General features: G+C 39.6%; 29 protein-coding genes and 2 pseudogenes. 16 read left to right on the top strand and 15 right to left on the bottom strand.

The window, feature by feature from the left end; all coding sequences use genetic code 11:
• Positions 1–39 precede the first annotated feature (39 nt).
• From minD to TES1_RS05955, 6 genes are all read left to right on the top strand, one after another.
• The gene (gene minD / locus TES1_RS05930; protein ID WP_042681068.1) at positions 40–771 is read left to right on the top strand and encodes a cell division ATPase MinD; all 732 of its coding nucleotides are present in this window, start codon (positions 40–42) and stop codon (positions 769–771) included.
• Complete coding sequence (locus tag TES1_RS05935) at positions 768–1,511, top strand: ATP/GTP-binding protein (protein WP_042681069.1); 744 nt, start codon at positions 768–770, stop codon at positions 1,509–1,511. The genes minD and TES1_RS05935 overlap by 4 nt, the downstream gene beginning before the upstream one ends.
• A gap of 131 nt (positions 1,512–1,642) precedes the next feature.
• The gene (gene asnB / locus TES1_RS05940; protein ID WP_042682758.1) at positions 1,643–3,085 is read left to right on the top strand and encodes an asparagine synthase (glutamine-hydrolyzing); all 1,443 of its coding nucleotides are present in this window, start codon (positions 1,643–1,645) and stop codon (positions 3,083–3,085) included.
• Between the two features lie 147 nt (positions 3,086–3,232).
• Positions 3,233–4,543, top strand: a complete 1,311-nt coding sequence (locus tag TES1_RS10725) for a cell wall-binding repeat-containing protein (protein WP_051408183.1) — start codon at positions 3,233–3,235, stop codon at positions 4,541–4,543.
• A 48-nt stretch (positions 4,544–4,591) separates the two neighbouring features.
• Entirely contained in the window at positions 4,592–5,626 is a 1,035-nt protein-coding gene (locus TES1_RS05950) for a glycosyltransferase family 4 protein (protein ID WP_042681071.1), read from the top strand.
• Between the two features lie 160 nt (positions 5,627–5,786).
• Positions 5,787–6,812 (top strand): L-threonylcarbamoyladenylate synthase, encoded by a 1,026-nt coding sequence (locus tag TES1_RS05955; protein WP_042681073.1) that lies wholly within the window; start codon positions 5,787–5,789, stop codon positions 6,810–6,812.
• Between the two features lie 75 nt (positions 6,813–6,887).
• Here the strand turns inward: TES1_RS05955 and TES1_RS10805 are convergent.
• Positions 6,888–7,079, bottom strand: a pseudogene (locus TES1_RS10805) (helix-turn-helix domain-containing protein); the annotation flags it as partial.
• 96 nt (positions 7,080–7,175) lie between these two features.
• Positions 7,176–7,595, bottom strand: coding sequence for a hypothetical protein (locus tag TES1_RS05960; RefSeq protein ID WP_042681075.1), 420 nt, complete (start codon positions 7,593–7,595; stop codon positions 7,176–7,178).
• Positions 7,596–7,686: 91 nt separating this feature from the next.
• Here TES1_RS05960 and TES1_RS05965 point away from each other — a divergent pair, with 91 nt between their 5' ends.
• Positions 7,687–8,394, top strand: coding sequence for a nucleotidyltransferase domain-containing protein (locus tag TES1_RS05965; RefSeq protein ID WP_042681077.1), 708 nt, complete (start codon positions 7,687–7,689; stop codon positions 8,392–8,394).
• Here TES1_RS05965 and TES1_RS05970 read toward each other — a convergent pair.
• Complete coding sequence (locus tag TES1_RS05970; protein WP_042681080.1) at positions 8,391–8,957, bottom strand: cyclase family protein; 567 nt, start codon at positions 8,955–8,957, stop codon at positions 8,391–8,393. The two genes, TES1_RS05965 and TES1_RS05970, sit on opposite strands and share 4 nt — an antisense overlap.
• Before the next feature lie 55 nt (positions 8,958–9,012).
• Here TES1_RS05970 and TES1_RS05975 point away from each other — a divergent pair, with 55 nt between their 5' ends.
• Positions 9,013–10,278 carry an adenosylhomocysteinase gene (locus tag TES1_RS05975; RefSeq protein ID WP_042681082.1) on the top strand — a complete coding sequence of 422 codons (1,266 nt, stop codon included), beginning with the start codon at positions 9,013–9,015 and terminating at the stop codon, positions 10,276–10,278.
• Between the two features lie 28 nt (positions 10,279–10,306).
• Here the strand turns inward: TES1_RS05975 and TES1_RS10920 are convergent, their stop codons facing one another.
• The 3 genes from TES1_RS10920 to TES1_RS11105 form a co-directional block, all read right to left on the bottom strand.
• Positions 10,307–10,567: a hypothetical protein gene (locus TES1_RS10920; RefSeq protein ID WP_144080600.1), complete on the bottom strand. Its 261-nt coding sequence runs from the start codon at positions 10,565–10,567 to the stop codon at positions 10,307–10,309.
• A 48-nt stretch (positions 10,568–10,615) separates the two neighbouring features.
• Complete coding sequence (locus TES1_RS05980; RefSeq protein WP_042681083.1) at positions 10,616–11,002, bottom strand: hypothetical protein; 387 nt, start codon at positions 11,000–11,002, stop codon at positions 10,616–10,618.
• Between the two features lie 505 nt (positions 11,003–11,507).
• Positions 11,508–11,729: a hypothetical protein gene (locus TES1_RS11105; RefSeq protein WP_227738463.1), complete on the bottom strand. Its 222-nt coding sequence runs from the start codon at positions 11,727–11,729 to the stop codon at positions 11,508–11,510.
• Between the two features lie 203 nt (positions 11,730–11,932).
• Between TES1_RS11105 and TES1_RS05990 the strand changes: the two genes are divergently transcribed.
• The 4 genes from TES1_RS05990 to TES1_RS06005 all read left to right on the top strand — a co-directional run bounded on the left by TES1_RS05990 (position 11,933) and on the right by TES1_RS06005 (position 15,407).
• Positions 11,933–12,697 (top strand): nucleotidyltransferase domain-containing protein, encoded by a 765-nt coding sequence (locus TES1_RS05990; RefSeq protein WP_042681085.1) that lies wholly within the window; start codon positions 11,933–11,935, stop codon positions 12,695–12,697.
• A 142-nt stretch (positions 12,698–12,839) separates the two neighbouring features.
• Positions 12,840–13,775: a caspase family protein gene (locus tag TES1_RS05995; RefSeq protein ID WP_042681087.1), complete on the top strand. Its 936-nt coding sequence runs from the start codon at positions 12,840–12,842 to the stop codon at positions 13,773–13,775.
• A gap of 47 nt (positions 13,776–13,822) precedes the next feature.
• Positions 13,823–14,593 carry an alpha/beta hydrolase gene (locus tag TES1_RS06000; RefSeq protein WP_042681088.1) on the top strand — a complete coding sequence of 257 codons (771 nt, stop codon included), beginning with the start codon at positions 13,823–13,825 and terminating at the stop codon, positions 14,591–14,593.
• Positions 14,594–14,612: 19 nt separating this feature from the next.
• On the top strand, positions 14,613–15,407 hold the full coding sequence (locus TES1_RS06005; protein WP_042681089.1) for a DUF5700 domain-containing putative Zn-dependent protease: 795 nt from the start codon (positions 14,613–14,615) through the stop codon (positions 15,405–15,407).
• Here TES1_RS06005 and TES1_RS06010 read toward each other — a convergent pair.
• The 3 genes from TES1_RS06010 to TES1_RS06020 all read right to left on the bottom strand — a co-directional run bounded on the left by TES1_RS06010 (position 15,404) and on the right by TES1_RS06020 (position 19,870).
• Positions 15,404–16,423: an adenylosuccinate synthetase gene (locus TES1_RS06010; protein WP_042681091.1), complete on the bottom strand. Its 1,020-nt coding sequence runs from the start codon at positions 16,421–16,423 to the stop codon at positions 15,404–15,406. The two genes, TES1_RS06005 and TES1_RS06010, sit on opposite strands and share 4 nt — an antisense overlap.
• A 106-nt stretch (positions 16,424–16,529) precedes the next feature.
• Positions 16,530–18,197, bottom strand: coding sequence for an S-layer protein (locus tag TES1_RS06015; RefSeq protein WP_042681093.1), 1,668 nt, complete (start codon positions 18,195–18,197; stop codon positions 16,530–16,532).
• Between the two features lie 2 nt (positions 18,198–18,199).
• Positions 18,200–19,870: a DUF4932 domain-containing protein gene (locus tag TES1_RS06020; protein ID WP_084340028.1), complete on the bottom strand. Its 1,671-nt coding sequence runs from the start codon at positions 19,868–19,870 to the stop codon at positions 18,200–18,202.
• Between the two features lie 90 nt (positions 19,871–19,960).
• Here TES1_RS06020 and TES1_RS06025 point away from each other — a divergent pair, with 90 nt between their 5' ends.
• Positions 19,961–20,887: an SDR family oxidoreductase gene (locus tag TES1_RS06025; RefSeq protein ID WP_042681097.1), complete on the top strand. Its 927-nt coding sequence runs from the start codon at positions 19,961–19,963 to the stop codon at positions 20,885–20,887.
• Positions 20,884–21,657, top strand: a complete 774-nt coding sequence (locus TES1_RS06030; protein WP_042681099.1) for a hypothetical protein — start codon at positions 20,884–20,886, stop codon at positions 21,655–21,657. Before TES1_RS06025 ends, TES1_RS06030 begins: the two co-directional genes overlap by 4 nt.
• Here the strand turns inward: TES1_RS06030 and pfdA are convergent.
• The 6 genes and pseudogenes from pfdA to TES1_RS06060 form a co-directional block, all read right to left on the bottom strand.
• A complete protein-coding gene (gene pfdA / locus TES1_RS06035; protein WP_042681101.1) occupies positions 21,647–22,093 on the bottom strand; it encodes a prefoldin subunit alpha in 447 nt (148 codons plus the stop codon). The two genes, TES1_RS06030 and pfdA, sit on opposite strands and share 11 nt — an antisense overlap.
• A 79-nt stretch (positions 22,094–22,172) precedes the next feature.
• Positions 22,173–22,409, bottom strand: coding sequence for a 50S ribosomal protein L18Ae (gene rpl18a / locus TES1_RS06040; RefSeq protein ID WP_042681103.1), 237 nt, complete (start codon positions 22,407–22,409; stop codon positions 22,173–22,175).
• Between the two features lie 6 nt (positions 22,410–22,415).
• The gene (locus TES1_RS06045) at positions 22,416–23,102 is read right to left on the bottom strand and encodes a translation initiation factor IF-6 (RefSeq protein WP_042681106.1); all 687 of its coding nucleotides are present in this window, start codon (positions 23,100–23,102) and stop codon (positions 22,416–22,418) included.
• Between the two features lie 155 nt (positions 23,103–23,257).
• Positions 23,258–23,527 (bottom strand): annotated as a pseudogene (locus TES1_RS06050) (50S ribosomal protein L31e); the annotation flags it as partial.
• Between the two features lie 6 nt (positions 23,528–23,533).
• Positions 23,534–23,689, bottom strand: a complete 156-nt coding sequence (locus TES1_RS06055) for a 50S ribosomal protein L39e (RefSeq protein ID WP_042681108.1) — start codon at positions 23,687–23,689, stop codon at positions 23,534–23,536.
• Between the two features lie 102 nt (positions 23,690–23,791).
• A complete protein-coding gene (locus TES1_RS06060) occupies positions 23,792–24,397 on the bottom strand; it encodes a DUF7411 family protein (protein WP_042681110.1) in 606 nt (201 codons plus the stop codon).
• Positions 24,398–24,480: 83 nt separating this feature from the next.
• Here TES1_RS06060 and TES1_RS06065 point away from each other — a divergent pair, with 83 nt between their 5' ends.
• Complete coding sequence (locus TES1_RS06065) at positions 24,481–24,897, top strand: YhbY family RNA-binding protein (protein WP_042681112.1); 417 nt, start codon at positions 24,481–24,483, stop codon at positions 24,895–24,897.
• A 2-nt stretch (positions 24,898–24,899) separates the two neighbouring features.
• A complete protein-coding gene (locus TES1_RS06070) occupies positions 24,900–25,352 on the top strand; it encodes a 30S ribosomal protein S19e (protein WP_013467369.1) in 453 nt (150 codons plus the stop codon).
• The last annotated feature ends 26 nt before the right edge of the window (positions 25,353–25,378 follow it).

Genomic DNA, 25,378 nt, shown 5'->3' on the forward strand with positions numbered 1-25,378 from the left:
TCATAAAGGTTTAGGAACATAGGGAATAAAGGTGAGAGAATGGGAAGATTGATTTCAATTGTTTCAGGTAAAGGAGGAACCGGAAAAACAACCACCACAGCTAATCTTGCGATTGCTCTTGGCAAATATGAGCAAAAAGTTTGTGCTGTTGATGCTGACTTGACTATGGCAAACTTAAGTTTGGTTATGGGTCTTGATGACGTTGATGTCACAATTCATGATGTTCTTGCAGGAGAGGCAAAGATAGAAGATGCCATATACCCTACCAAATACGAGAATGTTGAAGTTGTTCCTGCAGCAGTTGATTGGGAAAATGTGATAAAAGCTGACCCTAGAAACTTGCCCAAAGTTATAGGACCTCTGAAAAATAGATTTGATTTCGTTTTAATTGATTGTCCCGCAGGTCTCCAAATGGATGCTATGAGTGCAATGCTCAGTAGTGAGGAAGCAATTATAGTTACAAACCCTGAAATATCTTGTATGACAGATTCAATGAAAGTAGGTGTTGTATTAAAAAAAGCAGGCTTAGTTATATTGGGATTTATCCTAAATCGTTATGGGAGAAGTGAAAATGACATACCCCCAGATGTCGCTGAAGAAGTCATGGAAATACCCCTTTTAGCTGTAATCCCAGAAGATCCTGCAGTTAGGGAAGCCACACTTGAGGGGATCCCTGTTGTTGCTTACAAACCAAAGTCTAAAGGAGCAAAGGCATTTCTGCAATTAGCAGAAAAAATAATTGAAATTGGAAAATGGGTGAGTCAAAAGTGATAATAGTCTTTACTGGAACTGCAGGGAGTGGAAAAACTACAATAACCACTAGGTTTGGAAAATATTTGGCTGAGAAGGGATATGAGGTTGGTTATGTGAACTTGGATACAGGAGTCAAGAAGCTGCTCTACAAACCCGATATAGATGTGAGAAAAACTATAACTGTTGAGAAGATAATGAAAGAAGGCTATGGTCCTAATGGAGCAATTGTGGAGAGTTATGATAGATTAATGCCACATATTGATGAATACATTGCTGGTATTTTAGAACTCAAGCAGAAAAAAGATTATGTTATCATTGATACGCCAGGGCAAATGGAAACATTTCTTTTTCACGAATTTGGAGTTAAACTGATGGAAAATCTGCCAGAACCACTTGTTGTCTATTTATTCAGTCCAGAAATTTTAAGGAAGCTACATGACTACTGCTTTGTCCGTTTTTTTGCCTTAATGATTGATTTAAGGCTCGGAGCAACAACAATTCCAGCAATGAACAAAATTGATACCATTGATGACTTAGAGAGGCATAAAAAGTACATTGAGGATTTGGAGTATTTAACAACTAGACTAAAACTTGATCCTTCAACGCATGGGTTATTAGCTTACAAGTTATGTACATTTCTACCAGAAGTTTCTCCACCTATCAGGATCTTGTATCTTTCTGCAAAGACTAGAGAGGGATTTGAAGATTTAGAAACTGTTGCGTATGAGCACTATTGCACTTGTGGAGATTTAACTTAGTTCATGCTATCCTTAATTTCTCCGTTTGCTTTTTCAAAAACTTTTTAGTTTATTGAAAACGTTTGCAAAGAGAAAAGAAAAAATCTTTTCTACTTCAACTATATATCCTACCATCCTTGGAGGTGAAGGTGTTGTGTCTAATAGCAGGAGGGATAGGGAAGAGTCTCAAAGAACGGATTGTCAAGATGATTTTAGCAGGTAAACACAGAGGAGAAGACTCTTTTGGTGTTTGGACAGATGAAGGGGTTTTAAAAAGCAATGACTTTTCTATGATTTATGAAATTCCAAATGGAAAAATAGCACTTCTTCAGTGTAGATTGGCTATGACAGGATCAAAAGACTTTACTCAGCCATTTTATAACGAGTTCGTTCTTGTCCATAATGGGGAGATTTACAATCACGTCCAAATTAGGGAATATTTAGAGAGACGGGGAGTTTCATTTGAAAGTAACGTTGACAGTGAAAGTATTCTGAGACTTTTGGAGTTTTTAATTCATGAAAAAAAGATGCCTTACATTGAGGCAATACAGAAAAGTATGAAAATACTGAACGGCGATTACGCAGTTGCTTTTTCTGATGGGAAAGAAATTTACCTTTTCAGAGACCCTATTGGAATTAGACCCTTATATTATTCACCAAACGGCTTCTTTGCCTCTGAGAAGAAGGTCTTATGGAGCATTGGTGAAGACGCTATTCCAGTAAATCCAGGTGAGGTTATTAGGCTTTCAAAGGGAAAAGTTGAGAGGTTTAAGGTCTTTGATGTCCTTGAGCTGAGAGATAGTTTCTTTCCCTACGAGAGAGCAAAGCAATCACTAATTAAAAGCTTGGAATATTCCGTAAAAATAAGGGCAGGAGAAAAAGTTGGGGTGCTGTTTTCTGGAGGATTGGACAGTTCACTTTTGGCTTTACTCTCATCAAAATATGCTGACGTGACATTATATACCGCCGGAGCAGAAGGAAGTCAGGACTTAGAGTGGGCACGCAAAGTGAGTGAGACTCTGGGATTAAAGCTGAAAGAATATATTTTTGACATTAATGATGTTGAAGAAGTTATTCCAAAAGTAGTCTTTGCTATTGAAGAGCCAAATCCAATGAACTTAGCAATTGGAATTCCTCTCTACTTTGCAACAAAACTCGCAAAAGAGGATAACTGCAAACTCTTGCTTAGCGGACAAGGGGCTGATGAGCTTTTTGGAGGCTACTTCAAATATCTTGAAAACCCAAATCTTATGGAAAAGGACCTAATTGAACTTGGAGAAAAAAATTTGGCAAGAGATGACAAGATTGCAATGATTAATGGCGTTGAAGGTAGATTTCCATTTCTAGACCTGAACGTTGTTAGAACTGCACTAAGAACACCCATTGAGTTCAAAATAAGAAATGGAATTAGAAAAGCAATTTTAAGAGAAGTAGCTCTTGAGTTGGGCTTGCCCAAAGAGGTGGCATATAGAGAAAAGAAAGCCTGCCAATACGGAACAAACTCACAAAAACTACTACAAAAAATTGCAAAAAGAAATGGGATGAAAACTAGAGAATTTGCAGAGAAAGTGTTCAGAGAGGTATTTAAACGCTAATAAACGTTCTTAAACTCTCTCTAACTCTAGTAGATGCAGAAAGCACTAAGCATTTGCTCTAATAAACAATTTCAGAGTTAAAGCGATGATTTCATGAAAAAAGCTTAAATATAAGGCTTTCGCAAGAATCAGAGAGGGTGAGAGACAATGATGTATAAAAAAGTTTTAATATTGCCTTTCATATTCATGCTCATCCTCTCTCTACTTCCAAAATCACAGGCTGCAGAAATGAGGATTGTAATTTTCGTGAGTGACAATGAAGCAGACTCTACCTTAGCTGAAAGTGTCGCGAATATAATCGAGGCTGATGCTGTTATCAAAGTTCCATGGGGCGTCTATAATCCCGAGTATTCTGCTGAAGTATTGAAGTACGCTCCTGATAAGGTTATAATTATCGGAGGACCCACAGCAGTCTCTATTGACTACGAAAAAGATTTCGAAGAGATAGGAATCCCATATGAAAGATGGTATGGAAAGAACAGATACGAGACCAACTTAGCTGTTGTCCAGAAGCTTGAAGAGGAATTTCCAGAGGAGTTCTCTCAAATAGAAGCAGTTTACATTGTACATGGCAGAGATGTCCTCAGCATGCTTATGCAGAAATGGGCTGATAAATTGCCCAATACAGCCAAATATAAATCAATTTGGGTCTTTACAGGAGATGGGTATGAGAATTTGAGCCTTCAGGTTCTTGATGAGATACTTAAAGCATCACACAGACGTCCATGGGTGGAGATAATAGTAACCTCAAGATTTGTTCAGTTGGCTCATAAAGAAATTCCGAAACCTCTATTTGATGTTAATACAGACGCTATAACTAGTTTTCTGCGAGAAAGAGGATATGAGGTAAGCGTTGGAAACTATACACAGGAAGTTGATTTTACTGTCAAATATGCTATTCCTGGGAAGGATTTCGTCCTCGAAACGTTGAAATTAGCCGATAACAAAACACAAACAGCAGAAAAGTTCCTTGACGGTCTTGACAGACCAGAAGCAAAGAGAAGACTAGATATGGCTAAAGAACAGATCGCAAAAGCTTGGAAGCTCTACAGCTTAGGTAATTATCAGGAAGCTTACCTTCTTGCTGTTGCTGCAAATAGAAATGCAGACTTTGTAATAAGCATTTCAGCTAAAGAGTGGAACAAAATAATACAAGGAAGGCCTGAAATACGATTGAAAAAAGAATTGCTAAGACTTGAGACCAAAGTGAAGGTGCTAAGAGAATTGGGCATAGATGTCTCAGACATTGAAGACACGATTAGTGAAATCAAAGCTATCTTAAATAAGTCCGTTCTCTCCCCTGAAGACTACAAGAATCTTCTTGAAAAAATAGAAGAAGCCAAGGAAGAGCTTAGAGAGGTGTTCATTGAAGAGAAAAGAAATATAAGGCATACGCCAGTTGAATACGTACAGGAGAGGGATGAAAAAGACAAACATCCAAGAAAGTCAAGACCATAAGGATAACTTTTTATCCCTCACTCTCCTATTTTTGCTGAGGATTGAAATATGAGAATTCTAATGGTTGGCCATTATCCCCCACATACAGGTGGTATTGCTAATCATCTCGACAATTTAGTTAGAGAACTTAGGAAAAGACATGAAGTCCATATCCTCACTTATGGACCAGTAGTCCCTAGAGAGTTCGAAAAAGAGTTTGTCCACCAAGTTAAACCCCCAAACTTTTTTGGAATTAGGGGGATAAGTTTTACCCTATTGGCATCTAAGAAAATTGAGAAACTACATAGGGAACATGGATTTGACTTAATTCATGCTCATTTCATTGGTACAACTAGTTATGCTGGAATATTAGCCAAGGAGAAAGTCAGAGTTCCAGTTATTGTTACAGCACATGGCAGTGACCTTGATTTCATGTCCAAGCTTCCATTGGGCACATATTACGTGAAAAAAAGCCTGAGCGACGCAGATGTAGTTATAGCAGTTAGCCATTATTTGGCTAAAAAAGCTCTTTCTCTTGGTGCAAAGAATGTGTATGTTGTTCCAAATGGTGTAAAAGAGTTCAAGCATAAAAAAGATAAGCGAAGATATGTAACCTTTATTGGAGCGCTGAGACACTATAAAAGCCCAGAAACAGTTCTTAAACTAGCTGAGGTTTTTCCAGATGAAAAGTTTCTGATTGTTGGGGATGGCCCACTTAGAAATATTTTAGAAGAAAAAGCTCCTCCCAATGTCCAATTTTTAGGCTATCGAAGTGATATAGAGAATATTCTTTCAAAAACTAAAATCTTAATCTTGCCTTCGAAAAGAGAAGGATTCGGGCTTGTTATAATTGAAGCTAATGCCCTGGGAGTCCCGGTAATTGGTAGGAAGGTTGGAGGAATTCCAGAACTAATTAGAGAAGGTAAAAATGGGGTTACATTTGAGGAATTCGAGGACTTGACTGAGAGGTTTCAAGAACTGCTAGCTCTGAAAAAACAACGTAAAATTGGAAGGTTTGGAAAGAATATTTCTAAAAAATATACTTGGAAAAACATAGCAAGAAAAATCGAAGAAATTTATGAAAATACACTATGCTCTCCTTGAGACATATTAAAGATAATGGCCTTCTCCTAACAGAACTTAATAGGGAACAATCTTTTTAGCTCTCTCATTGAATACTTAAATGCATAATCAAACCTGTTCACCATGAGAAACACCAAGAGTATTTAACTTTTTGATTAAATAAACATTTGGGAGTGAGAACATGACAGTTGTAATAAACATGAGAGATGGATTTGATAAGAGAAAAATCAAAATCGCTGCAAAGTTCATTAGAGAGGGTAAACTTGTTGCCTTTCCTACCGAAACAGTGTATGGACTAGGAGCCGATGCATTAAATGAGGAAGCTGTTAGGAGAATTTTTGAGGCAAAGGGCAGGCCAGCTGATAATCCTTTAATTGTACATATAGCAGATTTTGATCAGTTATATGAGCTAGCTAGAGATATTCCTAGAGAAGCTAAAATTTTAGCGGAGTATTTCTGGCCCGGACCTTTAACTATAGTATTGCCAAAAAAGAGCAATGTTCCTAAAGTTACAACAGGCGGACTCGACACTGTGGCAATAAGAATGCCTGCTCATGAAATTGCCCTTGGTCTAATTAGAACAAGTAGGAGACCAATAGCAGCCCCTTCAGCGAATATAAGTGGCAAGCCTAGTCCTACTTTGGCAGAACATGTAGTGGATGATTTTTATGGAAGAATAGAGTGCATAATTGACGGAGGAGAAGTGAAAATTGGCGTTGAGTCCACAGTTTTAGATTTAACGACAAAACCACCAACTCTTTTGAGGCCCGGTGGTTTACCCTTAGAAGAGATTGAGAAAGTTATTGGGAAGGTAAAGATTCATCCTGTAGTAAAAGGCAAGGCTGTAGATGTTGCAAAAGCTCCCGGAATGAAATACAAACATTATGCTCCAAATGCTCAAGTAATTGTAATTGAAGGAAGCCGAGAAAGAGTCAAAGAGAAAATTAAGGAGCTTTTAAACGAATACAAAAGAGGAGGAGTAAAAGTTGGTGTTATGGCCACAGGAGATTTTTATGAAGCTGATGCATATATAAATTTGGGAAACAGTGAAGAAGAAATAGCGAAAAATCTCTTTAGAGCCTTGAGAGACCTTGACAAGTCTGGGGTTGATGTAATTCTTGCGGAAGGAATAGAAGAGAAAGGCCTCGGATTGGCAGTTATGAATCGTCTTAGAAAAGCTGCTGGATATAGGATTATTAAGGCATAATCTTGAGAAACTCGCTAAAGTTTAGGATAGTAGGAGAAAGAAAGCAAATTCCTAAGTATACAAGAGTGAAGAATTTTATTGATTTACTCTTGTTCTTCTGTATCCCCTCCTTCTTGTGTCTCCCAAAAAGAAAACCTCTTCAACAAGTCCTTTCTGCTTCAGAATTCTCAATGCATAGCGAACAGTTCTTTCCGAAAGAGACGTCAGACGGGCAATTTCCTTAGAAGAGAGTGGTCTCTCACCTAAGCTTTCAAAAACTCGTATAGCTGAGGTAGGTAAAGCAAACTACATCCCCCCTCATCTCCACCACCACTGAAAATTAAAAAAGAGAGGTTATAAAGTTTCCGATTAAGGCAAAGTAAGTCATTCTCTCGGCTTAAGTGCAACTCTTGGAAGTGGGATATGGTAAGGTATCTTCATGTCCTTGGCGGCAACCATCAAAAGTGGGGCAATTTCATTTGTTATGAAATTAACAATCTCGGCAAATATCTCCGGCTTAACTTTCTTTTCCTTCTCCCAAAGATCAAGAATTTCATCAATCTGCTCTTTTTGAGGAGGCAAGTAGAACACCATCCCCTTAACTACTGCACTCGCAATCTCGGGGCGATAGTTTATTCTATACTCAAAGAGCACTTCAATCCCATTTATCTTTCCAGTAGGCATTCTTAATTCTCCAAGCCTAACATCTTCAATTTGTGGAGAGAGATTAACCTCAACTCTACCAATTGCTCCACCTTTCTTTTCAATCTCTATTTTTGTAATGTTTATTCCCAACACTGGCATCTTTTTCACCACTTCAACTTCAACTGATGCTTATAAAACCTTATTGGTTCTCTTAGCTAAAAGTTAAAAGCTCACATGAGTAGTCTGGATTATGCCAAGAGAGAAAGTTGTTCGTGTCTGGGATGAGCGTGAAATAGTGTATCCTCCGAAAAGATGGCGTTATTTATGGGAAAAGCGAGAGAAAGCGCTACAGATTATGGAACGCTTAGCTCAGTTTGACCCTCACGTTTACGGGAGTGTTGCAAGGGGAGATGTTAGAAAAGATAGTGACATTGATATTGTTATTCCCTACAAAGTGCCAAGCTATCTAATTGAGCTTGCTCTTGAAGGGATACCAATTCAAGCGAGAAGAATTGTTATGGCAACCCCTTGGCATCTTATAAAGGGGCATATTGAAATTGATGAGGAAACAACTGTGACATTCTTCCTAACAAATCCAACAGATAAAGAGCTGGAATTTTACAAATGGGGTGGAATGGTTGATATCTGGGGGGTAAAAACCAAGCAGAGGGTCCCAGGAGTTAATAAAAAGCTGATTTTGATAATTCCAACAGAAAAGGGACATATTGAGAGGGAAGTTGTTGGAAGGGAAAGCGAGGTTGCAAAGATTTTAGGAGTTAGTGTGGAGCTTGTTAAGGAGAGGGTGCACATCCTAACTAGGAGAGATGCAATTGGGAGGACAGGAATTTACCTCAATGAAGAAGTCCCAGACTGGATGAGTTTTGAAGAAGCTTTAAAAATGATAGCTGATAGAGACCCAAACATTAGGAGGAAAGTCAGGGAGAGTGGGGGAATTTAAAGCAGTGCAATAGCCCTAACAGGACTTCCGGAGCCGTTTTTAATTTTAAGCGGAAATGCAATGAAAGTAAAGTTTTTCCCACTCAGCTTTTCAAGGTTTGTCAAGTTTTCAAAAATTGGAATCTCAGCAGAGAGAAGAGTTCTATGGACTTCTTCGTTACCAATGCTCATTCCATCTGTCCCAACAGCTTTAATCTTAGCATTGACTAAAAACTCAGCAAGCTCTACACTTAGCTCTCTGCCTCTAGAATAAAATAGTACAATCTTGCCTTCTAAATCTGTTTTAGGGACTTCTTCAATAGTTATCTCACCTTGACCATCAGAAGCGTCAATAACAATAGCTTTTCCAAAGAACTTTTCAAGAGGCAAATCATCTATTGTTTTTCCTCCTTTTATGAAGTGTGCTGGAGCGTCAACATGAGTTCCGCTGTGTTCTCCAAAACAAAGGAAATTCATGTAATATCCGTCTTTTTCAAGGCTTGTCCATTCTTTAATTTTAATTTCTGGATCACCTGGATAGACTTCAAGCTCTTCGCTCAAGGTTTTTGTTAAATCTACTATCATATCCTCCACCAATCAATTTTTAACTTCTAAGCCTTAAAAGTGAGCGGGTGATGTTATGGACTGCACAAAAGATTACTGCGTCAAAGATATTAACTTGGCTCCAGAAGGAGAGAAGAAAATTGACTGGGTTTCTCGCTTTATGCCCGTCCTCCAGAGTATAAGAAAGGATTTCGAGAAAGAAAAGCCGTTTAAAGGTGTTAAGATTACTGCTTGCTTGCACTTGGAAATGAAGACTGCTTTTCTCCTTCTCACGCTGAAAGCAGGTGGAGCGGAGGTTTCAGCAACTGCAAGCAATCCTCTAAGTACTCAAGATGATGTTGTCGCGGCTTTAGCTAAGGCTGGTGTTAAAGTTTATGCAATAAGAGGGGAAGATAGAGAGCAATATTATGAATTCATGCACAAAGCCCTTGACATAAAGCCAAATATCCTCATAGATGATGGAGCAGACATGATAAGTGTTGTCCACAGAGAGAGACAAGAACTCATTGACAATATTTGGGGGGCAAGCGAGGAAACGACAACTGGAGTTATCCGCTTAAGGGCGATGGAAAAAGATGGAGTGCTTAGATTCCCAATCATAGCTGTCAATGATTCCTATACAAAGTACTTATTCGACAATCGCTATGGAACTGGTCAGTCAACGTGGGATGGGATAATAAGAACTACCAACCTTCTTGTAGCGGGCAAAAACGTCGTTGTTGTTGGCTACGGCTGGTGTGGAAGAGGAATAGCAATGAGGGCAAGAGGGTTTGGAGCGACAGTCATAGTGGTTGAAGTTGATCCAATTAGAGCATTGGAAGCAAGGATGGATGGCTTTTTGGTCATGCCGATGAAGGAAGCAGCTAAGATTGGAGATATATTCATAACGGCAACCGGTGATATAAACTGCATCCGCAAAGAGCATTTTGAAGTTATGAAAGATGGAGTGATTTTAGCTAATGCTGGGCATTTTGATGTTGAGATTTCAAAACCTGACCTGGAGTCTTTAGCTATTGAGATCAGCAATCCAAGGCCTAACATAACCGAATACAAGCTCAAAGATGGGAGAAGATTATACTTGCTTGCAGAAGGGCGTTTGGTAAACTTAGCGGCAGCAGATGGACATCCAGCTGAGATTATGGACATGAGCTTTGCTCTGCAAGCTATGGCGGCTAAATACATCAGGGATAACCACGAGAAGCTTGAAAATAAGGTCTACGTTCTGCCGAGAGAAATTGATGAGATGGTAGCGAGGATTAAGCTCAAAGCTATGGGAATCGAGATTGACCAGCTGACAGAAGAACAAAAGAAATACTTGGAAAGCTGGGAGCACGGGACATAGTTAAGTTTTGTTCTTGTTCTTTTATAGTCTAAAGACCTAAAATGTTTCCAATAATCCAAATGACAACTGCACTAAAAACCATACCAACTGCTATCCCAACAGTTCTGAGCTTGGGGTATTTTAGTTCAAAGAGTCTTTGAAATCCGGAAATGGACAGATCAAATAGCAAGAACACAAAGAACCACCATAAAAATAAATAGGGCAAACTTAAAGATAGGATATTTCTGAATAGCAGTGTGAGAATCCCTGCTACAAGGAAATACCTTCCCATACGCTTTAAATATTCCAACCTTGAACACCTCCCTCAATTATGGGGTCCTTTATCTTCAGGGTTAGTCTAAAACAGAGTTGTATTATTTTTAATGCTGCCTCTTTTTTCTTCCATATAAACAAAGGGGATAACAAGGATTCCAATTATTCCGGCTATCAGAAAGTCTCTGCTGTATTGGCCATATCCAAGAATCTTTGTAAGTATGCTCCAAATAAACTCAATAGATACCGCAAATAATACAGCAATAGTAACTTTGAGCTTCTTTTTTTGAGCATAATAGAGAATTGCCAAAGGTGCTAAAAAGAATGCTGAGGCAAGTAAAATTCCTCGAATTAATTCGAACGATAATTCCAAAAATGTGGATGGTTTATGAACAATAATATCACTATACCCTATTGTCAGCATGAGGAAGAAGGAAAATACAAAAAGCTTTCTCACGTCTACCTTTCTCATATTGTTCACCTCATGAGCCGTGATAAACACAAGCTGTGCCCCACTCTAAACAATTGCTATCAACACACCATGCACAATTAACAACTACACATGCTAGACATACAAAGCAACCTATCTTATGTATTATGCAGGTAGCACAAATTGCTCCACAGTTTCCTGCTTGCATACAACACCTAATAGCTTCATTCCAATTATGGACACAGCAATATCTCTCACAATATTCATTTACTCCACTACAATCGGAATTTGTGGAACATTCATGAGCACAAGAACTCAATGGAGTAATGTACCCATTTGTGCTTAGTGTCTGAGTCGTTACTTTGTTTTCCTCTAAACTGAACAGATATGCCCTTGTTTTGACTCCTTGTACGGGTTTTGAGAATTCGTAGTAAGCTATTACGTGCTTGCCATCTTTTAAGGGGATCCCCATGGCAAGCATTGTTATCTTCTCCCCATTATAATCTAAGGTGTGCTTCACTATTTTAACGTTCTTGTATTCAATCTCCTAGGGTTTTGCCAACCCTCTAATATCCTTGCTTAATACAGCCTTAAAGAACACATGAATCCTTGACCAATTCTCGGCCTTTCTTTCTAAAGGCTTAACTTCCCTAAAAGGATTCACACAGCCCTTAACTTCTGGAAGCTTTGGATTGTTCAAAGCATACGCTGCATACGCTCCAACCACCAATAATACTACAAAAATGACCAACAATGTCCTCTTCCTCATTCGCCCCCCCCAACGGGTTATCATATAACATTTGCAACTAAAAAATATAAAAATTTCGTGAACCAAAAGTTTAAAACTTTACAAAATTCAGAAAGAGACAAATATTAAACCAAAAATAACTATGGAAAGTAATGATATCAAAATAAATGCAGACACTTTCCGCTGAGAAAATATTAAAACGCTTAATGTATTAATTTTCAAACATGAGCATCAAACCTAACTGGTATTCTGCCCTGAACAAATTCCTCAAGGATTGGAAAGACAAAGACTTTGTCGAAGCCGCTTTGCTCACTGGGAGTTATGCTGTTGGACTACAAACCAAGTACTCTGATGTAGATGTTTACATCGTGCTTTCTGATAAAGTTGACTGGCGTGAGAGAGGGAACCTCGTTATAGATGGCGTTTTGATTGAATACTTTGCAAACCCAGTAAAACAAATTAGACATTACTTGGAAAAAGAATTCAAGCAGAATATAAGAAGCACTGCAAGAATCATCACAATTGGCAAAGTTCTCTTCGATAAAACTGGTATAACTAAGGAGCTCAAAAGAGAAGCGTTGGAATACATGAAAAAGCCCTTTGAGAAGCCTGATGAAGTCTGGGTAGAGACTGCTAAATACTTCCTCTGGGACATGCTTGACAGCCTAAAGGATGCAGAAGAAAGAAACGACCCAAGCTTTAGCTACCTTTATCACCTAACGCTTAACAAAGCCCTTGAGATTTATTCGAAGTTTTTATGTGTTGAAATTCCACCAACAAGCAAAGTTTATCGCCTCTTTACCGATGAGAAATTTAGAAAAGCCTACATGTTTGAAGAATTTCCAAACAAAGAATTTGTTAAGCTATTCCTGAGTGCTATGAAAAGTAAGGAACTAAAAAACCTCGAATTACTCATAGAGCACATCTTTGACAAAATGGGTGGCTTCAACATTAATGGCTGGCAACTGAGAACAAAAACTGAAGTATAAGTCAGCTGACTTTAATTCTCTCGACGAGTCTTCTTTAATTTCTTAACTTTTGAATTTGGGGTGCTTCAACTTTGTAGGAGCATTTGTGAACATTGTAAAAAATTTTATATACACCAATGTATACCTCGTGGCGGTGATATCCATGAAGAGATTTTCAGCAATTTTGTTAATAGCCATAGTGTTGTTCAGCATGCCATTGGCATTTTCCCAACCAAGACACAAGATAGACTTTTCAAAGCCACTTTATGCAGAAGACGTACATATTGGCAAGAAGATAACCGTCGATTACATCCCCAGAGCTGGAACTAGAGGACGAGGTGGGCCCCCAAGCTCAACTACAACCTCAGCAGCCACCGGCATTTTAGGTGAACCTGTTGCCGGAGAAAAATACGCAATCGTGATTGGAATTGCAGATTATCCAGGTACTTCAAACGACCTGCAATACACAGATGATGATGCGCTATTAGTCTATGACACTCTTGTCAACGTCTATGGATTCAAGCCAGAGAACATAATCCTCTTGATAAACATGAGTGCCAGCTTTGATAACATCTATAATGCTATTATGACGCTTAAATCAAAAGTAACCCCAGATGATGAAGTTGTCTTCTATTTCAGCGGTCACGGTTCAACTGGCAGAGCAGCCGATGGGGACAGCGAAGTAATTGACGAAGCAATTGTGGTTCACGATGGAAATCCTGATGGGCAGATATTGCTCATCTGGGATGGACAGCTCAAGGCATGGTTTGAAGACTTCCCAACAAGCAGAGTGATTTTCATCTTTGACAGCTGTTACTCAGGTGGAATGACTGACCTAGCAGCAGACGGCAGAATAGTAGCCATGGCATCTGGAGAAAGAGAGTTCTCACTCGAAAGCGCTGAGTGGGGCCACGGACAGTTCACCTACTACTTCTTCCTTGAAGGCATTAACCTTGGCTATGCAGACGTTTATGACCATGACGGAGACCCAACAACTTCAGATGTCACAGTTGAAGAAGCATTTGACTATGCCTACGCAAACTGTGAGCAGCAGACACCAGTTATAGCGGATTTATTCACGAATGATCTGCTACCTTGAGCAATATTTTTATCCCTCTTTTCTTAACTTTTTATTTGGTGTTCTTGATGATATACAAAGCCAAATTTGGGACTCCTAAAAGAGGGTGGATTATTCTGGTTCATGGTCTTGGAGAGCACAGCGGTAGATATGAGAAGCTAATAAACATGCTTGTGAGCGAGGGATTTGCTGTCTATACCTTTGACTGGCCTGGGCACGGAAGGAGTGGAGGGAAAAGAGGACATGCAACAATTAAACAGACTATGGAAATAATTGACGAGATTATTGAGAAAATTGGAGAGAAGCCATTTCTCTTTGGACACAGCTTGGGTGGATTAACAGTCATAAGATATGCACAAACACGACCAGATAGGATTAGAGGAGTTATAGCTTCTTCGCCAGCTTTAGCAAGGAGTCCAAAAACACCTATCTTTATGGTGGCTTTAGCAAAAATTTTAGGAATCATTGCACAAAGCTTGACTTTAAGCAATGGAATTGATCCAAATCTATTGTCACGAAACAAAGAGGCTATTAGAAAATATATTGAAGATGAACTCGTGCATGACAAAATTTCAGCAGCTTTGGGGAAGAGTCTGTTTGAAAATATGGAAAAAGCACACAAAGAGGCTGAGAAAATCAAAGTTCCAATATTAATTTTAGTAGGCACTGAAGACATCATAACGCCTCCGGAAGGAGCAAAAAGGTTGTTTGAAAAGTTGACAGTTGAAGATAAAACATTCAAAGAGTTCGAAGGGGCGTATCATGAGATTTTTGAGGATCCAGAGTGGGGAGATGAGTTCCACAAAATTATAATCGAGTGGCTAAAAGAGCGTGCATAGAGATTATGCAGGGATTTTAATGCTCATTGACACATTTCCAACTTTCCTTAAGCATTGGGATGGCACTATAAAAAGCTGGTTGCGGTATATTCAAGAGTATCCAGAGCTCTTTGAGAAAATTAAGTCGGACTATGAGCGATACAAAATGGACTGGAGGGAATATCTAAAGCTCCTCACCAAGAGAAATACCGACGAGCTTAAGCTTGCGTATGAGAGTCTGCTGAAAGTTCTCCCAGAGGTGAAGAGGAAAATTAAGATACTCTTTGACGTCAAAGACTACAACATTGTAGTCTATGTTGGTCTTGAGAACGGAGCCGGATGGGTAACCGAATTCATGGGAAAGCCCTCAATTCTTTTCGGCCTTGAAGCTATTGCAGAGCTTAAATGGTATGACAAGCTTGAAGGACTGATTGCTCATGAGTTTGGACACTTAGTTCACTGGCTTTTACGAGGAGAAGACATAGAAAAGCTCGAAGATGAGCAGATAATATGGCTCTACACGGAAGGATTCGCTCAGCGCATTGAAGATTTAATTACCAGCAGACCTTGGCACTTTGAAGAAGAAGGATGGTTCAAGTGGTGCGAAGAACATGAGAAGCTCCTTAAAGAAGAGTTCTTGAGGAGGGTTAGAAAGGGAGAAGCTTTGAATCCATTTTTCGGCTCATGGTATCAGCTTTTTGGAAAACAGTTCTTAGGTTACTATCTTGGTTATAAGTTTATCCTAAAGCTTGAAGAAAAGTTTTCCTTAGAAGAGATCGCTAAGCTAGAAAAAGAGAAAATTAAGGAGGAAATCTTAAAGTTCCTGAGGGACTAAATGTTTTCTCTCAAATCAATTATATGCTCAAGCTCTGGACCGGTCTTTATCAATGCCACAGGAACGCCGACTTTATCTTCAATCTCCTCTATGAACTCCTTTGCCTTCTTCGACAGTTTGTCGTAATCTGTTATGCCAAAGGCTTCTTTATCGTATTTGTCAAGCATCGTGATCGCAAGCATTGTAGCTCCGTTAATCTTTGCAGAATATCTTGCAAATTCAAAGTCAAACCAACCAACTCTCCTCCTTCTTCCCGTAACTGTTCCGTATTCAACTAACCCCCTTCTCTCTGCCTCTTCCATTGGCATTTCTGTTGGGAATGGCCCAGCTCCTACTCTCGTTGGAAAGCTCTTGAAGACAACTACAACATCATCAACCCTTGTCGGCCCAATTCCAACGTCGCTTGCTATTGCTGAAGCTGAAATGTCTTTTGAAGTTACATAGGGATATGTGCCAAAATACAAGCTCAGTCCAAAGCCCTGTGTTCCCTCAACTAGAACGAGCTTTCCTTCATCTAAAGCGTCATTTACTTCCTGAGCAACGTCTGTCAAATAGGGCTCAAGCTCCTTAACGTCTTTAGCTTGTCTTGCCTTCCTCATTACGCGGTCAGCATTTGCTGGACCACAACCACTTCCGGTCGTACCTATCTTTCCATGCAGATACCCGTTGGTTCTATCAAGCTCCTTGTGATGTGGCTCAATTATTGCACACCTATAATCTATGCCAACCCTCTTGACAACATCGAACTCCTTGAGCTGCTCAAGCTCATGGAAGAAAACCTCTGGGTCAACCAAAACTCCAGCTCCAACCAAAAGCCTTGCTTCCCTGTTCATAAAACCCGTGGGCAGCTGTCTAACTGCGTATTTTTTCCCGTGTATAAAAACGCTGTGTCCTGCGTTTGTTCCTACTCCTCCGCGTGCAATGACTTCTGGTTTATCATGCAGAGCAAGATAGGCAATTACAGAACCTTTCCCCTCATCTCCCCATTGTCCGCCAACAACAATAACACTCGGCATAGCTCTTACCCATAAATAAGTCAATAACACACTTAAAACAGTTTCGGAAAAATGAAAAATTAACAAGAAAATGTTAAATCTTAATTCTTATTAGAGGCATTGCCAATCACCGCTGCATGTAGAATCCAATCTCATGGTGTGTTTTTCCGATGATAACATAGCTTGATGGGACATTATAGAACTTCCGGGCCATTTTTCTTGTGCTGTATCTGTCAATTCCAGCAATCAATATTATGAAGTTCTCACCGTTCCAAGGGTTTCTTATTACTTCAATGACTCCCAACGGATACTCCTCCGGGATCTCTTCATTTAACGAAAGCTCTTTTATTGAGTCTCTCACAAAAAAGGCTTCAAACTTATTGACGACAACTGGTGCTCTCCTCAGCCTCCACGTTTCATTGAAAATGAAGGATATTGGCAATTTACTGGCAAGTTTCTCAGTAATTTTATTTGCTGCAGGCCCTCCAATTAGGAGTAGATTCTGCTTTAAATCTTCATCTGTCAAATTGGTGTCCGCTTTAATGAGGATTGTCGGTTTTTGAGGGTAAAAACCCTTAAACCGCTTTTCTAACGTGTCTTTAAGTTCAAATGCCGTTTCTTTATCGTATTCATTTCCTTCTCTAAGAGGATTCTGCGTTCCGTAGACAATAATAATCTTCCCCATGTAGTAAGCTCTATCCACAGCCCATTTGCTTGTAACTGGAACTTTCTGCTTGAAATAATCAGTTATATTCCCTGGAGTTGCCCACTTATGCATATGTTCAGCCAGAGTTGGCAAATAATCTTCAAAAGTTTCATTTGGCTTCTTGATTTTCTCAAAGTTTTCATATTCTTTAACAAAATCTTCTAAGAGGGGAAAATTCCATGACGAATACCACAGCACTCTATATTTCACAACTGCTGGACTTATGTTTGAGTTCATTGCCAAGTAGACAGCAAATGCCTCGGTTAATGTTTCAGCGAAATAGGCATACTCTGAGCTGAAATGATACATGTCATAAGTAGTCAAAATTGGAAACTCGTTTTTAGCCTCCGATAGATAGTAGCTCACATTTTCAAAAAGTTTCAGGTTTCTCTGCATGACTGGATTTATGAATTGATGAGAGAACTCATGAAATGCCGTAATAGCTTGAAACTGGATTGAAAAATTGTTTAAATTCTGTAGAGCAGTTCCAATATAGTATAGTGTGTCGTATCTGCGCCAGCTATGAGGATGGATCTTCAGAGAGTAAGAAAACTCAATTCTGTAGTTTTCATATATATAACCAAAGAACTCTCTGAATTTTTCGGGGAATTCATTACCAAACAGCTCTCTTAAGGGACTTACAGCTTTTTCATACTCTTCTCTGTGGGCATTATAGAATTTCATAAAGTTACTCTCTTTAGCAAAGCTTACCAAGGCTCTGAGCATATCACTTAACAATGGATCGTCTTCACTTTCATTTCCTAGATACGGAAGCGAACTTAGCTGGTTGCTCCAGCTCATTATAGAGTCATCTCTCACATACAAAGATAAATCTCTAGGAAATGCTTCCCTTATTAAATAAACCGCCTCATGCTCTCTGTAAGGTGCGAAATATGTTAGTACGTCCTTAACATAGCTTTGGGGTGCGATTATAAAGTAATCACTTCCATTAAATGCCAAGATATACACCACAGCGAACAGTTCAAGATTAGGATTTATCTCGACAATCACTTCTGGCTTTTCCTGCATGCCATATGTCAACTGTGATAGCAGGATAAGACCAACAAGAATCAATACTGTCTTGTGCATGCCTACCCCTCCAGATAAAATTGAATGTAAAAACCGCTTTCCACATAATCTCCGCTCTCAATGAGATAGCTTATCGGTTTCTCAACAAGCATCTCCCTTGCAATCCTTCTCGTGCAATATCTATCAATACCAGCGAGAACCATTATGAAATTGTTTCGATTCCATGGATTCCTTATAACTTCAAAAATTTGAAGTGGATAGGCGTAGGGAACAATTGAATTCGCCGAAATTTGAGCAATGGAACCATTGAAGAATTGGAATGCATAAAATTCTTGGATATTGCTTAGATTTTTCTTTATTTCCCATCTTTTTTCATTAAATGCAAAATTTAGTGGTAGCGCGGGAGAGATCCTCTTGGCTATCTCATTAGCAACAGGCCCACCAATTAGGATTAGATTTTGCTTCAAGTCATCTTTCGTTAGCTCTTTGTCAGATTTAACAGTAATAATTGGTTTGATAGAGTACTTCCCCCAAGCTACTGAATTCTCCAGCATCTTCTTAAGCTGAAATGCAGTTTGTTTGTCATATTCAACCCCAATCCTATCTGGATTCTGAGTTCCATAGACAATTATTATCTCACCCATTTTGTAGCTCCTGTCAAGAGCTAAAAAACCAGTTATTGGAGTTCTCTCCCAGAAGTATTTTGTAACATTATTTGGAGTTGCCAACTTCCTCATGCGCTCTGGCAACTGAGAAATATAAATATCCAAAGTTTTATTCATCTTTTCAATATCAACAAGGAAATCCCCAACAAGAGGGTATCCAACTGCGGCATCTTGTAAGATACGCCATTTTGAAAATGCTGGATAATCCGAAAGGATAATATAATTAGCCACAGCCTCAACTAAGTTCTCCTCTATGTAGCCATAGTTAGTGTAGAAGTGTCCATCATAGGTCGCGTATGCCCATTCATTTTTGGCTGCTTTGAGGTAGTAGTCAACACTCAGAAGCTCTTGAGCGTGCTTGTATATGATGGGATCGACAAAAGTGTGGGTGAATTCATGGATACCAATCCAGGCATAGTAAAAGTTAGCTTGGGGTGTTGAGCTGATATGAACTGCATGTCCGATATAATAGGCTGTATTGTCTAGGATTGCCGCATGTTCACGAATAGCCAAACTATATGAGAGTTCAACTTTATACTCTTGGTAGCTTTTGTTAAAGAGGGAATCAAGCTTAAGGATGTATTCTGGCTTTAATGCTTTTTTGCTTTGATTTATCGCTTGTTCATAATCTCCTTCATGGAGCTTATAAAAGTGTATGAAATCTGATTCCTTTGCAAAGTGAACAAGTTCCTTCAAAAGTCCGCTCAATAACTCATCGCTTTCATTTCCCAGATATCTCATTCTAAAAAGCTGATCAGACCACCGCCGTATGCTTGTATCACGAAGATGCCAAGGTAAGTCCCTAGGAAAAGTTTCCCTCATGAGATAGACCGCTGGATGCTCTTTATAGGGAGCAAAATAAGTAAGCACATCCTTGATGTAATTTTTTGGCGCAATAATGAAATCATCACTTCCATTAAAAGCTAAAATATAAACCACAGCAAACAATTCAAGGTTGGGGTTGATTTCTACCACAACTTGAGGTTGCTCTTCAGCTTTGATGAGGGGTGTTTGAGAGACAAGCAAGAGAAAGCACAAAATTAATGAAGCTTTCTTCACACTTACCACCGTATCAAGTTTAGAAAGTTAAAAATAAAAGTTTTATTGCAAAGGGTAAAGAATAAAACTCGAAAATACGAATGCTCTTAGGTGTTTAAAATGATAAAAAACAAGCTCATTGTGGTAACTGGTGGAGCCGGCTTCATAGGCTCACACATTGCCGAAGAGCTCAGCAAAGATAATGATGTTATTGTTATTGACAACCTTTATTCGGGAAAAGTTGAGAATGTGCCAGAAAACGTAAAATTCATCCAAGCCGATATCAGGGACTATGAGAGCATAGCTGAGATTATGAGTCAAGCTGATTATGTCTTTCATGAGGCAGCACTTGTGAGTGTTGTCGAAAGCATAGAAAGGCCAATTTTAACCGAAGAAATTAATGTTTTGGGAACGCTAAATATCCTGAAAGCTTTAAGCGAAGGGCATGGTAAGCTTATCTTTGCCTCATCTGCCGCTGTATACGGTGACAATCAAAATCTGCCTCTGAAAGAGGATGATAAGCCCAGACCTCTGTCGCCCTATGGGGTTACAAAAGTCTCTGGAGAATACTACTGCAGAGTTTTTTACGAACTTTATGGAGTCCCAACAGTAGCTTTGAGGTATTTCAACGTCTTTGGTGAAAGACAAGGATACAACCAGTATGCTGGAGTTATAAGCATCTTTATCAACCGTGCTTTGAAAAATGAGCCGCTGATAATTTTTGGAGATGGGAAACAGACGAGAGACTTCATTTATGTTAAAGATGTTGTTAAAGCAAACATCTTAGTTGCGGAGAAGGAGAGAGCAAACGGAGAAGTGTTCAATGTTGCTCGTGGTGAGAGAACGACAATCCTTGAGCTGGCTATGAAGATCATTGATGCAACAAATTCCTTAAGCTCAATAATCTTTGATAAACCAAGACCCGGCGATATAAAACACAGCCAAGCTGATATAAGTAAAATCAAGAAGCTTGGATTTAAACCAGAGTACTCTCTTGAGGAAGGACTTTTGAGAACGATTGAGTGGTACAGGAGGCAAAAAGCATGAAAGTCTTGAGCATAACCCTAAGCTCCAAACTGTCGTCCTTTCTGAGGAGAAAGCTTGTTAAAGCCGTTGAAGAGTTCTCAAACAAAATTGAGGCTGAAGAAAATTTAATTATTCTGCCAAAGAAAGAAAAAGCCGAATTTGGAACATTCCTATGCTCAAGCAGCATAATAGCGGGGAAGCATATAGGGAGAACGTACTATGAAGGACTCATATTCTCCACATCACGGAGATTTGAAAGAGAAGCAGAGATTACGGCAAAGGAACTGCTCCTTGAACCAAAAGAATACAGGGTGGAGGTTGACGTAAACGGAGCTGGAACCTTAAAATTGCCTGGCTTCAGATTGGAAAACGGCATTTTAATCCTCTACATACTACCCAAATACATTTTTGAATTCTCACAAGAGAATCTAACACTGGCAACTCAAGAAGATTATGCCCAGATAACATTTTCTCCGCTAGAATATGGATTTAGAGGGGAAGTTTCTCTGAGTCTGAATAAGGCGAAAGAAGTTAGAGTTCTTCTCAAGGGAAACAAAGCCGAGGAATTTCTGTTCTGGGATAATGAAAGCGGTTCATTCACCTATAACTTTATAGATGAACCGCTGGTAATTATCTCACATGAGAAGCTCATAACACCAAAAGAATTTGCCAGAAGTCTTGGAAAAGTCTCAATAATTAGCGGACACGGAGAATTTGGGATTGTAGGAGAAATGGTGCTGCCTCTAAAGAAAGAGGTAAGAGAAAGCATAAAGCTGGCGGTTACTTTTTAGGAACCTTGAATCCCATTGCTTGTTCTTGCTGTATCTTTTGAGCTTTCTGTGCCAAATCTTGGAGTTTTTGCTCAATCTGCTGTAATGCATCTTGAGTCTTCTTTATTGCATCTTCGTATTCCTTGATTCTCGCATCTAAGTAAGCAATTGCATCTTCTAAGCTTTTCTCAATTGCGTACCCAGCTCCAATGCTGACAATTGCGTGCTTTTTGTCAACTATCATGCCCTTTAGAAATGAGCCTGCTCCAACTGGAACCAATATCTCAGGCTTTTCGTCTTCAACCTTTTTAAGCTCTTCAAGGGTTTCCTTTACTGCTCTAAACTCATTCATTCCAAGAGTTAAGAGCTCTAAATTCTGAGCCAAAAGCTGAGCTTGAGCCTGTAAGAGCTGATACTCATAAGCCAACCTTTCAAGCTGCTCCTGATTCTGCGCCATTTTCACCACCAAAGAAAAATTGAAGAGTTGCCTTTTAAGGGTTTGCATGATAAAGCTATACAAAAAAGAGGAACAGAAGTTAAGCAAGCTCTAGGCTAAGTCTCCTAACTACGGGATCTTCAGCTTCCTCGGGGTTAATTTCCTCAATGCTCTCAATCAATATCTTTGTCCTCTTTACCCTGTGCTTGCTTCCAATTTCGGAATAGATGAGCTCAACAACGTCCTCTGGCTTTACAGCTCTGTATTCCTTTGTGAATTTTTGCTTTTTCCCTTCTCTTTCGAAAATTCCCTTAACGCGATAAACTTTAACCTCCATCCTGCCTCACCCCAAAAAGCCCAGTGCTTCCTCAATCTTAACTATTTCAGGACCAGTTGTGAGATGTCCGACAACAACTCCAAAGGAATTAGCTAACATACATGAGCCGACAAATGGAACACCTTGATTTGCAGTGCCAAGATAAATGTCAACTTTGAATAAATCTCTCAGCCATTCGAGTTCCTCTTCAGTCGTCTCAGGGTGAACTAAGCCACCTTTGTTTGTAACGACACCAACACTTCCAACGGCGTGGAACTCAGCTATAACACCGCGCTCTACTTCCACTCCTAAGATATCCTCAAGCTGCTTCGCTTCTTCTCTTGTGAACTTTGCACTCACGAGAGCTGCTTTGTCATTAGCTAGAATCAAGTTGCCTAAAGCAGTTAGCTTGCTCAAAAAGGGCTCAACTCTAATATCAAGGTCATGTTCCTTTAGAGCTGCATTAATTCTCTCAAGTTCAGTATCCCAAATGTAATAGGGGACAACAATGGCGTTTGAGTTTCCAGCAGCAAAAATTCCAATGATTCTTGATTTCATAATGCTTGTTTCAATAATTGGGACTTTTAAAACTTCCCTCAAAACATTGAGCTTCTTTTCTTGAAGGCCCTCTCTAACCAAGAGAACTTTATCCGTAGCGACACCAAACACACCCAGATAGGGGGAATTTTCGAAGTCAAGTCTTTCTATGTGCATTTTCCACCACTCACGAGAAATAAAAATTTAAGAAATCAGCTCTCCGTTGCCTGTTCTTCTGGTTTCTTTTCTTCCTCCTTCTTTTCCTCAGTCTTCTTTTCTTCTTTCACTGCTTCCTTTACTGTTTTCTTTGCCTCTGGTGGGAGCTCAACGTAGGCAACTCTGACCTTACCTTTTCCTTCAACCTCTTCCTCGACTACCTTAACTTTAACCCTGAGCTTGCTTGGAGGCTTCTCAATTCCTCTTTCCCAAATCTTTTCGTTAACTTCTGGGGCTATGATAACCTCTTCAGCTTTTGCATGTCTTGCAACAAACTCCCTAACGAACTTGACTGCCCTTGGTGCTCTCTTCCATCTTGGGGCAATCTTCTTGATTTTCTTTATTGGAACTGTGAAAATAACCTCATCCCCGACCTTAATCGCCATTTTTCATCACTCCTTAAGCTTTGTTCTTCTCCAGTATCTCCTCTTCGGGTGAGTTATAACTCTTCTGTTTGTCTTCACGATAACCCACACAGGAACTCTCCTATTCTGCTTAGCAGCCTTCGCCAAGCGAAGCTTCTTTGCAAGAGGCTTGTTCCTTGCCATCTCTATCCCTCCCAAAGTTATCGTAATAAGTCCTAACCAAGCTTGAAGCTTAAGCTTATTTAAATCTTCCCATTAATTCAGAGCTAACATTTCAGTTTCCTTTTATAAATCTTGCTTCTTCCATCCCAGAACTCTCGACTGATAGTGCCTCTTCGGGAATATTGTCAATGGGTCTATTCCCTTAAGCCTCAGAAGGTGTCTCAATTCAACTTCATAGTCGCTCTTTTCCAGCTTTTCACTCTCTCTAATTTCAACGATGAAGAGTTTTTCTGTAAGCTCTCTTATTGTTTTGTAGCCTAACCCAAGTAGAGGTCTTATATACTGAACGTTAAACCTATCTTCAAGGCTCCTTGTCTTCCTCAAATCTAAAAAAGGAACCCTATCATCTCTTCTCGTGCCGTCGCTTATTCTCTCAACCTCCTCACGGCTTGCGATCTCTTCGAGAGCTGTTTCATGGATAAACTGAATTGCGTTGCTTGGATGTCCATCCCTAATGCACATCTCGGCAGCTTTTTCTAAAATTTTCCTATCCAAAAACACAACCTCATGGTTAAAGCCTAACCTATCGGCAGTTTCCTTTGCATATTTCCAATTGTCAAGAAGACCAAAGCTTATCGTGATTAATCTTACCTCATAACCTAATTTTTGCAGAATCCAGGCAGCCAATGAGGAATCTTTACCCCCGCTGTAGAGGTGATAGACTTTCATCTTCCTCACGGCAACCTTTAAAAGCTAAACCCTTATAAACTCTTTTGCCTCTTTGCGAGAGGTTGGAATTTGGGGTGAGAGAGATGGAGAAACGTCTACCTGGAAAGGTGAGAAGAGCTATAAGAGCTAAATATTATGATATTCAGCCTAAAGCTTGGATTGGAAAGAAAGGGTTAGAGGAAAGTGTGATTAACGAAATCAACACTCAGCTTAAGAAAGATGGTATTCTCAAAGTGGAAATAAGAAAAGGAGCACTTATTGCAACGGGAATGGACAGAAAGCAGATAGCTGAGAAGGTTGCTGAGCTGACTGACAGCGAGCTGATTGAAGTGAGAGGCAAAAGATTTATATTATTCCGTCCGAGAGAGGGATGGGAAAAGTATTTAAGGAAGCTTAAGCTTAAGGAACTCTCAAAGGAGAAGCGGGAAGAGAAACCCGTTAAAAAGGTCAAGCTCGATATTGCTCAATTTAGGAAGAAGTTCAAGAAAGGGAGGGGTTAAAGATGGCGACAGTTTATGATGTTCCCGGTGATTTGCTCGTTGAGAGGGTTGCTCAAAAGTTGAAGGAGATACCTGAGATCAAGCCACCAGAGTGGGCTCCATTTGTCAAAACAGGAAGACACAAGGAAAGGCTTCCAGAACAAGAAGACTGGTGGTATTATAGGGTTGCTTCAGTCTTCAGAAAGATATACATTGATGGCCCTGTTGGTATTGAAAGACTTAGGACTTGGTATGGAGGAAGAAAGAACAGGGGTCATGCTCCAGAGAAGTTTTACAAAGGAAGCGGAAGCATAATTAGAAAGGCTCTTCAGCAGTTAGAAGCAGCTGGATTCATTGAAAAGGTTCCAGGTAAGGGAAGAATCGTCACGCCTAAGGGAAGAAGCTTCCTTGACAAAGCAGCAACAGAGCTCAAGAAGGAGCTTGAGGAAGTTATTCCAGAGCTCAAGAAGTACTAAACTTCTATTTTTACTTCTCATTCCTA

Source organism: Thermococcus paralvinellae (assembly GCF_000517445.1).
In the GTDB taxonomy this organism is placed as follows: Archaea; Methanobacteriota_B; Thermococci; order Thermococcales; family Thermococcaceae; genus Thermococcus_B; species Thermococcus_B paralvinellae.

What these genes read in the sequence shown, in the direction of transcription:
- minD (WP_042681068.1), top strand. Translation starts at nt 40, where the DNA reads ATGGGAAGATTGATTTCAATTGTTTCAGGTAAAGGAGGAACCGGAAAA.
- TES1_RS10725 (WP_051408183.1), top strand. Translation starts at nt 3,233, where the DNA reads ATGATGTATAAAAAAGTTTTAATATTGCCTTTCATATTCATGCTCATC.
- TES1_RS05950 (WP_042681071.1), top strand. Translation starts at nt 4,592, where the DNA reads ATGAGAATTCTAATGGTTGGCCATTATCCCCCACATACAGGTGGTATT.
- TES1_RS05955 (WP_042681073.1), top strand. Translation starts at nt 5,787, where the DNA reads ATGACAGTTGTAATAAACATGAGAGATGGATTTGATAAGAGAAAAATC.
- TES1_RS05960 (WP_042681075.1), bottom strand. Translation starts at nt 7,595, where the DNA reads ATGCCAGTGTTGGGAATAAACATTACAAAAATAGAGATTGAAAAGAAA.
- TES1_RS05965 (WP_042681077.1), top strand. Translation starts at nt 7,687, where the DNA reads ATGCCAAGAGAGAAAGTTGTTCGTGTCTGGGATGAGCGTGAAATAGTG.
- TES1_RS05970 (WP_042681080.1), bottom strand. Translation starts at nt 8,957, where the DNA reads ATGATAGTAGATTTAACAAAAACCTTGAGCGAAGAGCTTGAAGTCTAT.
- TES1_RS05975 (WP_042681082.1), top strand. Translation starts at nt 9,013, where the DNA reads ATGGACTGCACAAAAGATTACTGCGTCAAAGATATTAACTTGGCTCCA.
- TES1_RS05980 (WP_042681083.1), bottom strand. Translation starts at nt 11,002, where the DNA reads ATGAGAAAGGTAGACGTGAGAAAGCTTTTTGTATTTTCCTTCTTCCTC.
- TES1_RS11105 (WP_227738463.1), bottom strand. Translation starts at nt 11,729, where the DNA reads ATGAGGAAGAGGACATTGTTGGTCATTTTTGTAGTATTATTGGTGGTT.
- TES1_RS05990 (WP_042681085.1), top strand. Translation starts at nt 11,933, where the DNA reads ATGAGCATCAAACCTAACTGGTATTCTGCCCTGAACAAATTCCTCAAG.
- TES1_RS05995 (WP_042681087.1), top strand. Translation starts at nt 12,840, where the DNA reads ATGAAGAGATTTTCAGCAATTTTGTTAATAGCCATAGTGTTGTTCAGC.
- TES1_RS06000 (WP_042681088.1), top strand. Translation starts at nt 13,823, where the DNA reads ATGATATACAAAGCCAAATTTGGGACTCCTAAAAGAGGGTGGATTATT.
- TES1_RS06005 (WP_042681089.1), top strand. Translation starts at nt 14,613, where the DNA reads ATGCTCATTGACACATTTCCAACTTTCCTTAAGCATTGGGATGGCACT.
- TES1_RS06010 (WP_042681091.1), bottom strand. Translation starts at nt 16,423, where the DNA reads ATGCCGAGTGTTATTGTTGTTGGCGGACAATGGGGAGATGAGGGGAAA.
- TES1_RS06015 (WP_042681093.1), bottom strand. Translation starts at nt 18,197, where the DNA reads ATGCACAAGACAGTATTGATTCTTGTTGGTCTTATCCTGCTATCACAG.
- TES1_RS06025 (WP_042681097.1), top strand. Translation starts at nt 19,961, where the DNA reads ATGATAAAAAACAAGCTCATTGTGGTAACTGGTGGAGCCGGCTTCATA.
- TES1_RS06030 (WP_042681099.1), top strand. Translation starts at nt 20,884, where the DNA reads ATGAAAGTCTTGAGCATAACCCTAAGCTCCAAACTGTCGTCCTTTCTG.
- pfdA (WP_042681101.1), bottom strand. Translation starts at nt 22,093, where the DNA reads ATGGCGCAGAATCAGGAGCAGCTTGAAAGGTTGGCTTATGAGTATCAG.
- rpl18a (WP_042681103.1), bottom strand. Translation starts at nt 22,409, where the DNA reads ATGGAGGTTAAAGTTTATCGCGTTAAGGGAATTTTCGAAAGAGAAGGG.
- TES1_RS06045 (WP_042681106.1), bottom strand. Translation starts at nt 23,102, where the DNA reads ATGCACATAGAAAGACTTGACTTCGAAAATTCCCCCTATCTGGGTGTG.
- TES1_RS06055 (WP_042681108.1), bottom strand. Translation starts at nt 23,689, where the DNA reads ATGGCAAGGAACAAGCCTCTTGCAAAGAAGCTTCGCTTGGCGAAGGCT.
- TES1_RS06060 (WP_042681110.1), bottom strand. Translation starts at nt 24,397, where the DNA reads ATGAAAGTCTATCACCTCTACAGCGGGGGTAAAGATTCCTCATTGGCT.
- TES1_RS06065 (WP_042681112.1), top strand. Translation starts at nt 24,481, where the DNA reads ATGGAGAAACGTCTACCTGGAAAGGTGAGAAGAGCTATAAGAGCTAAA.
- TES1_RS06070 (WP_013467369.1), top strand. Translation starts at nt 24,900, where the DNA reads ATGGCGACAGTTTATGATGTTCCCGGTGATTTGCTCGTTGAGAGGGTT.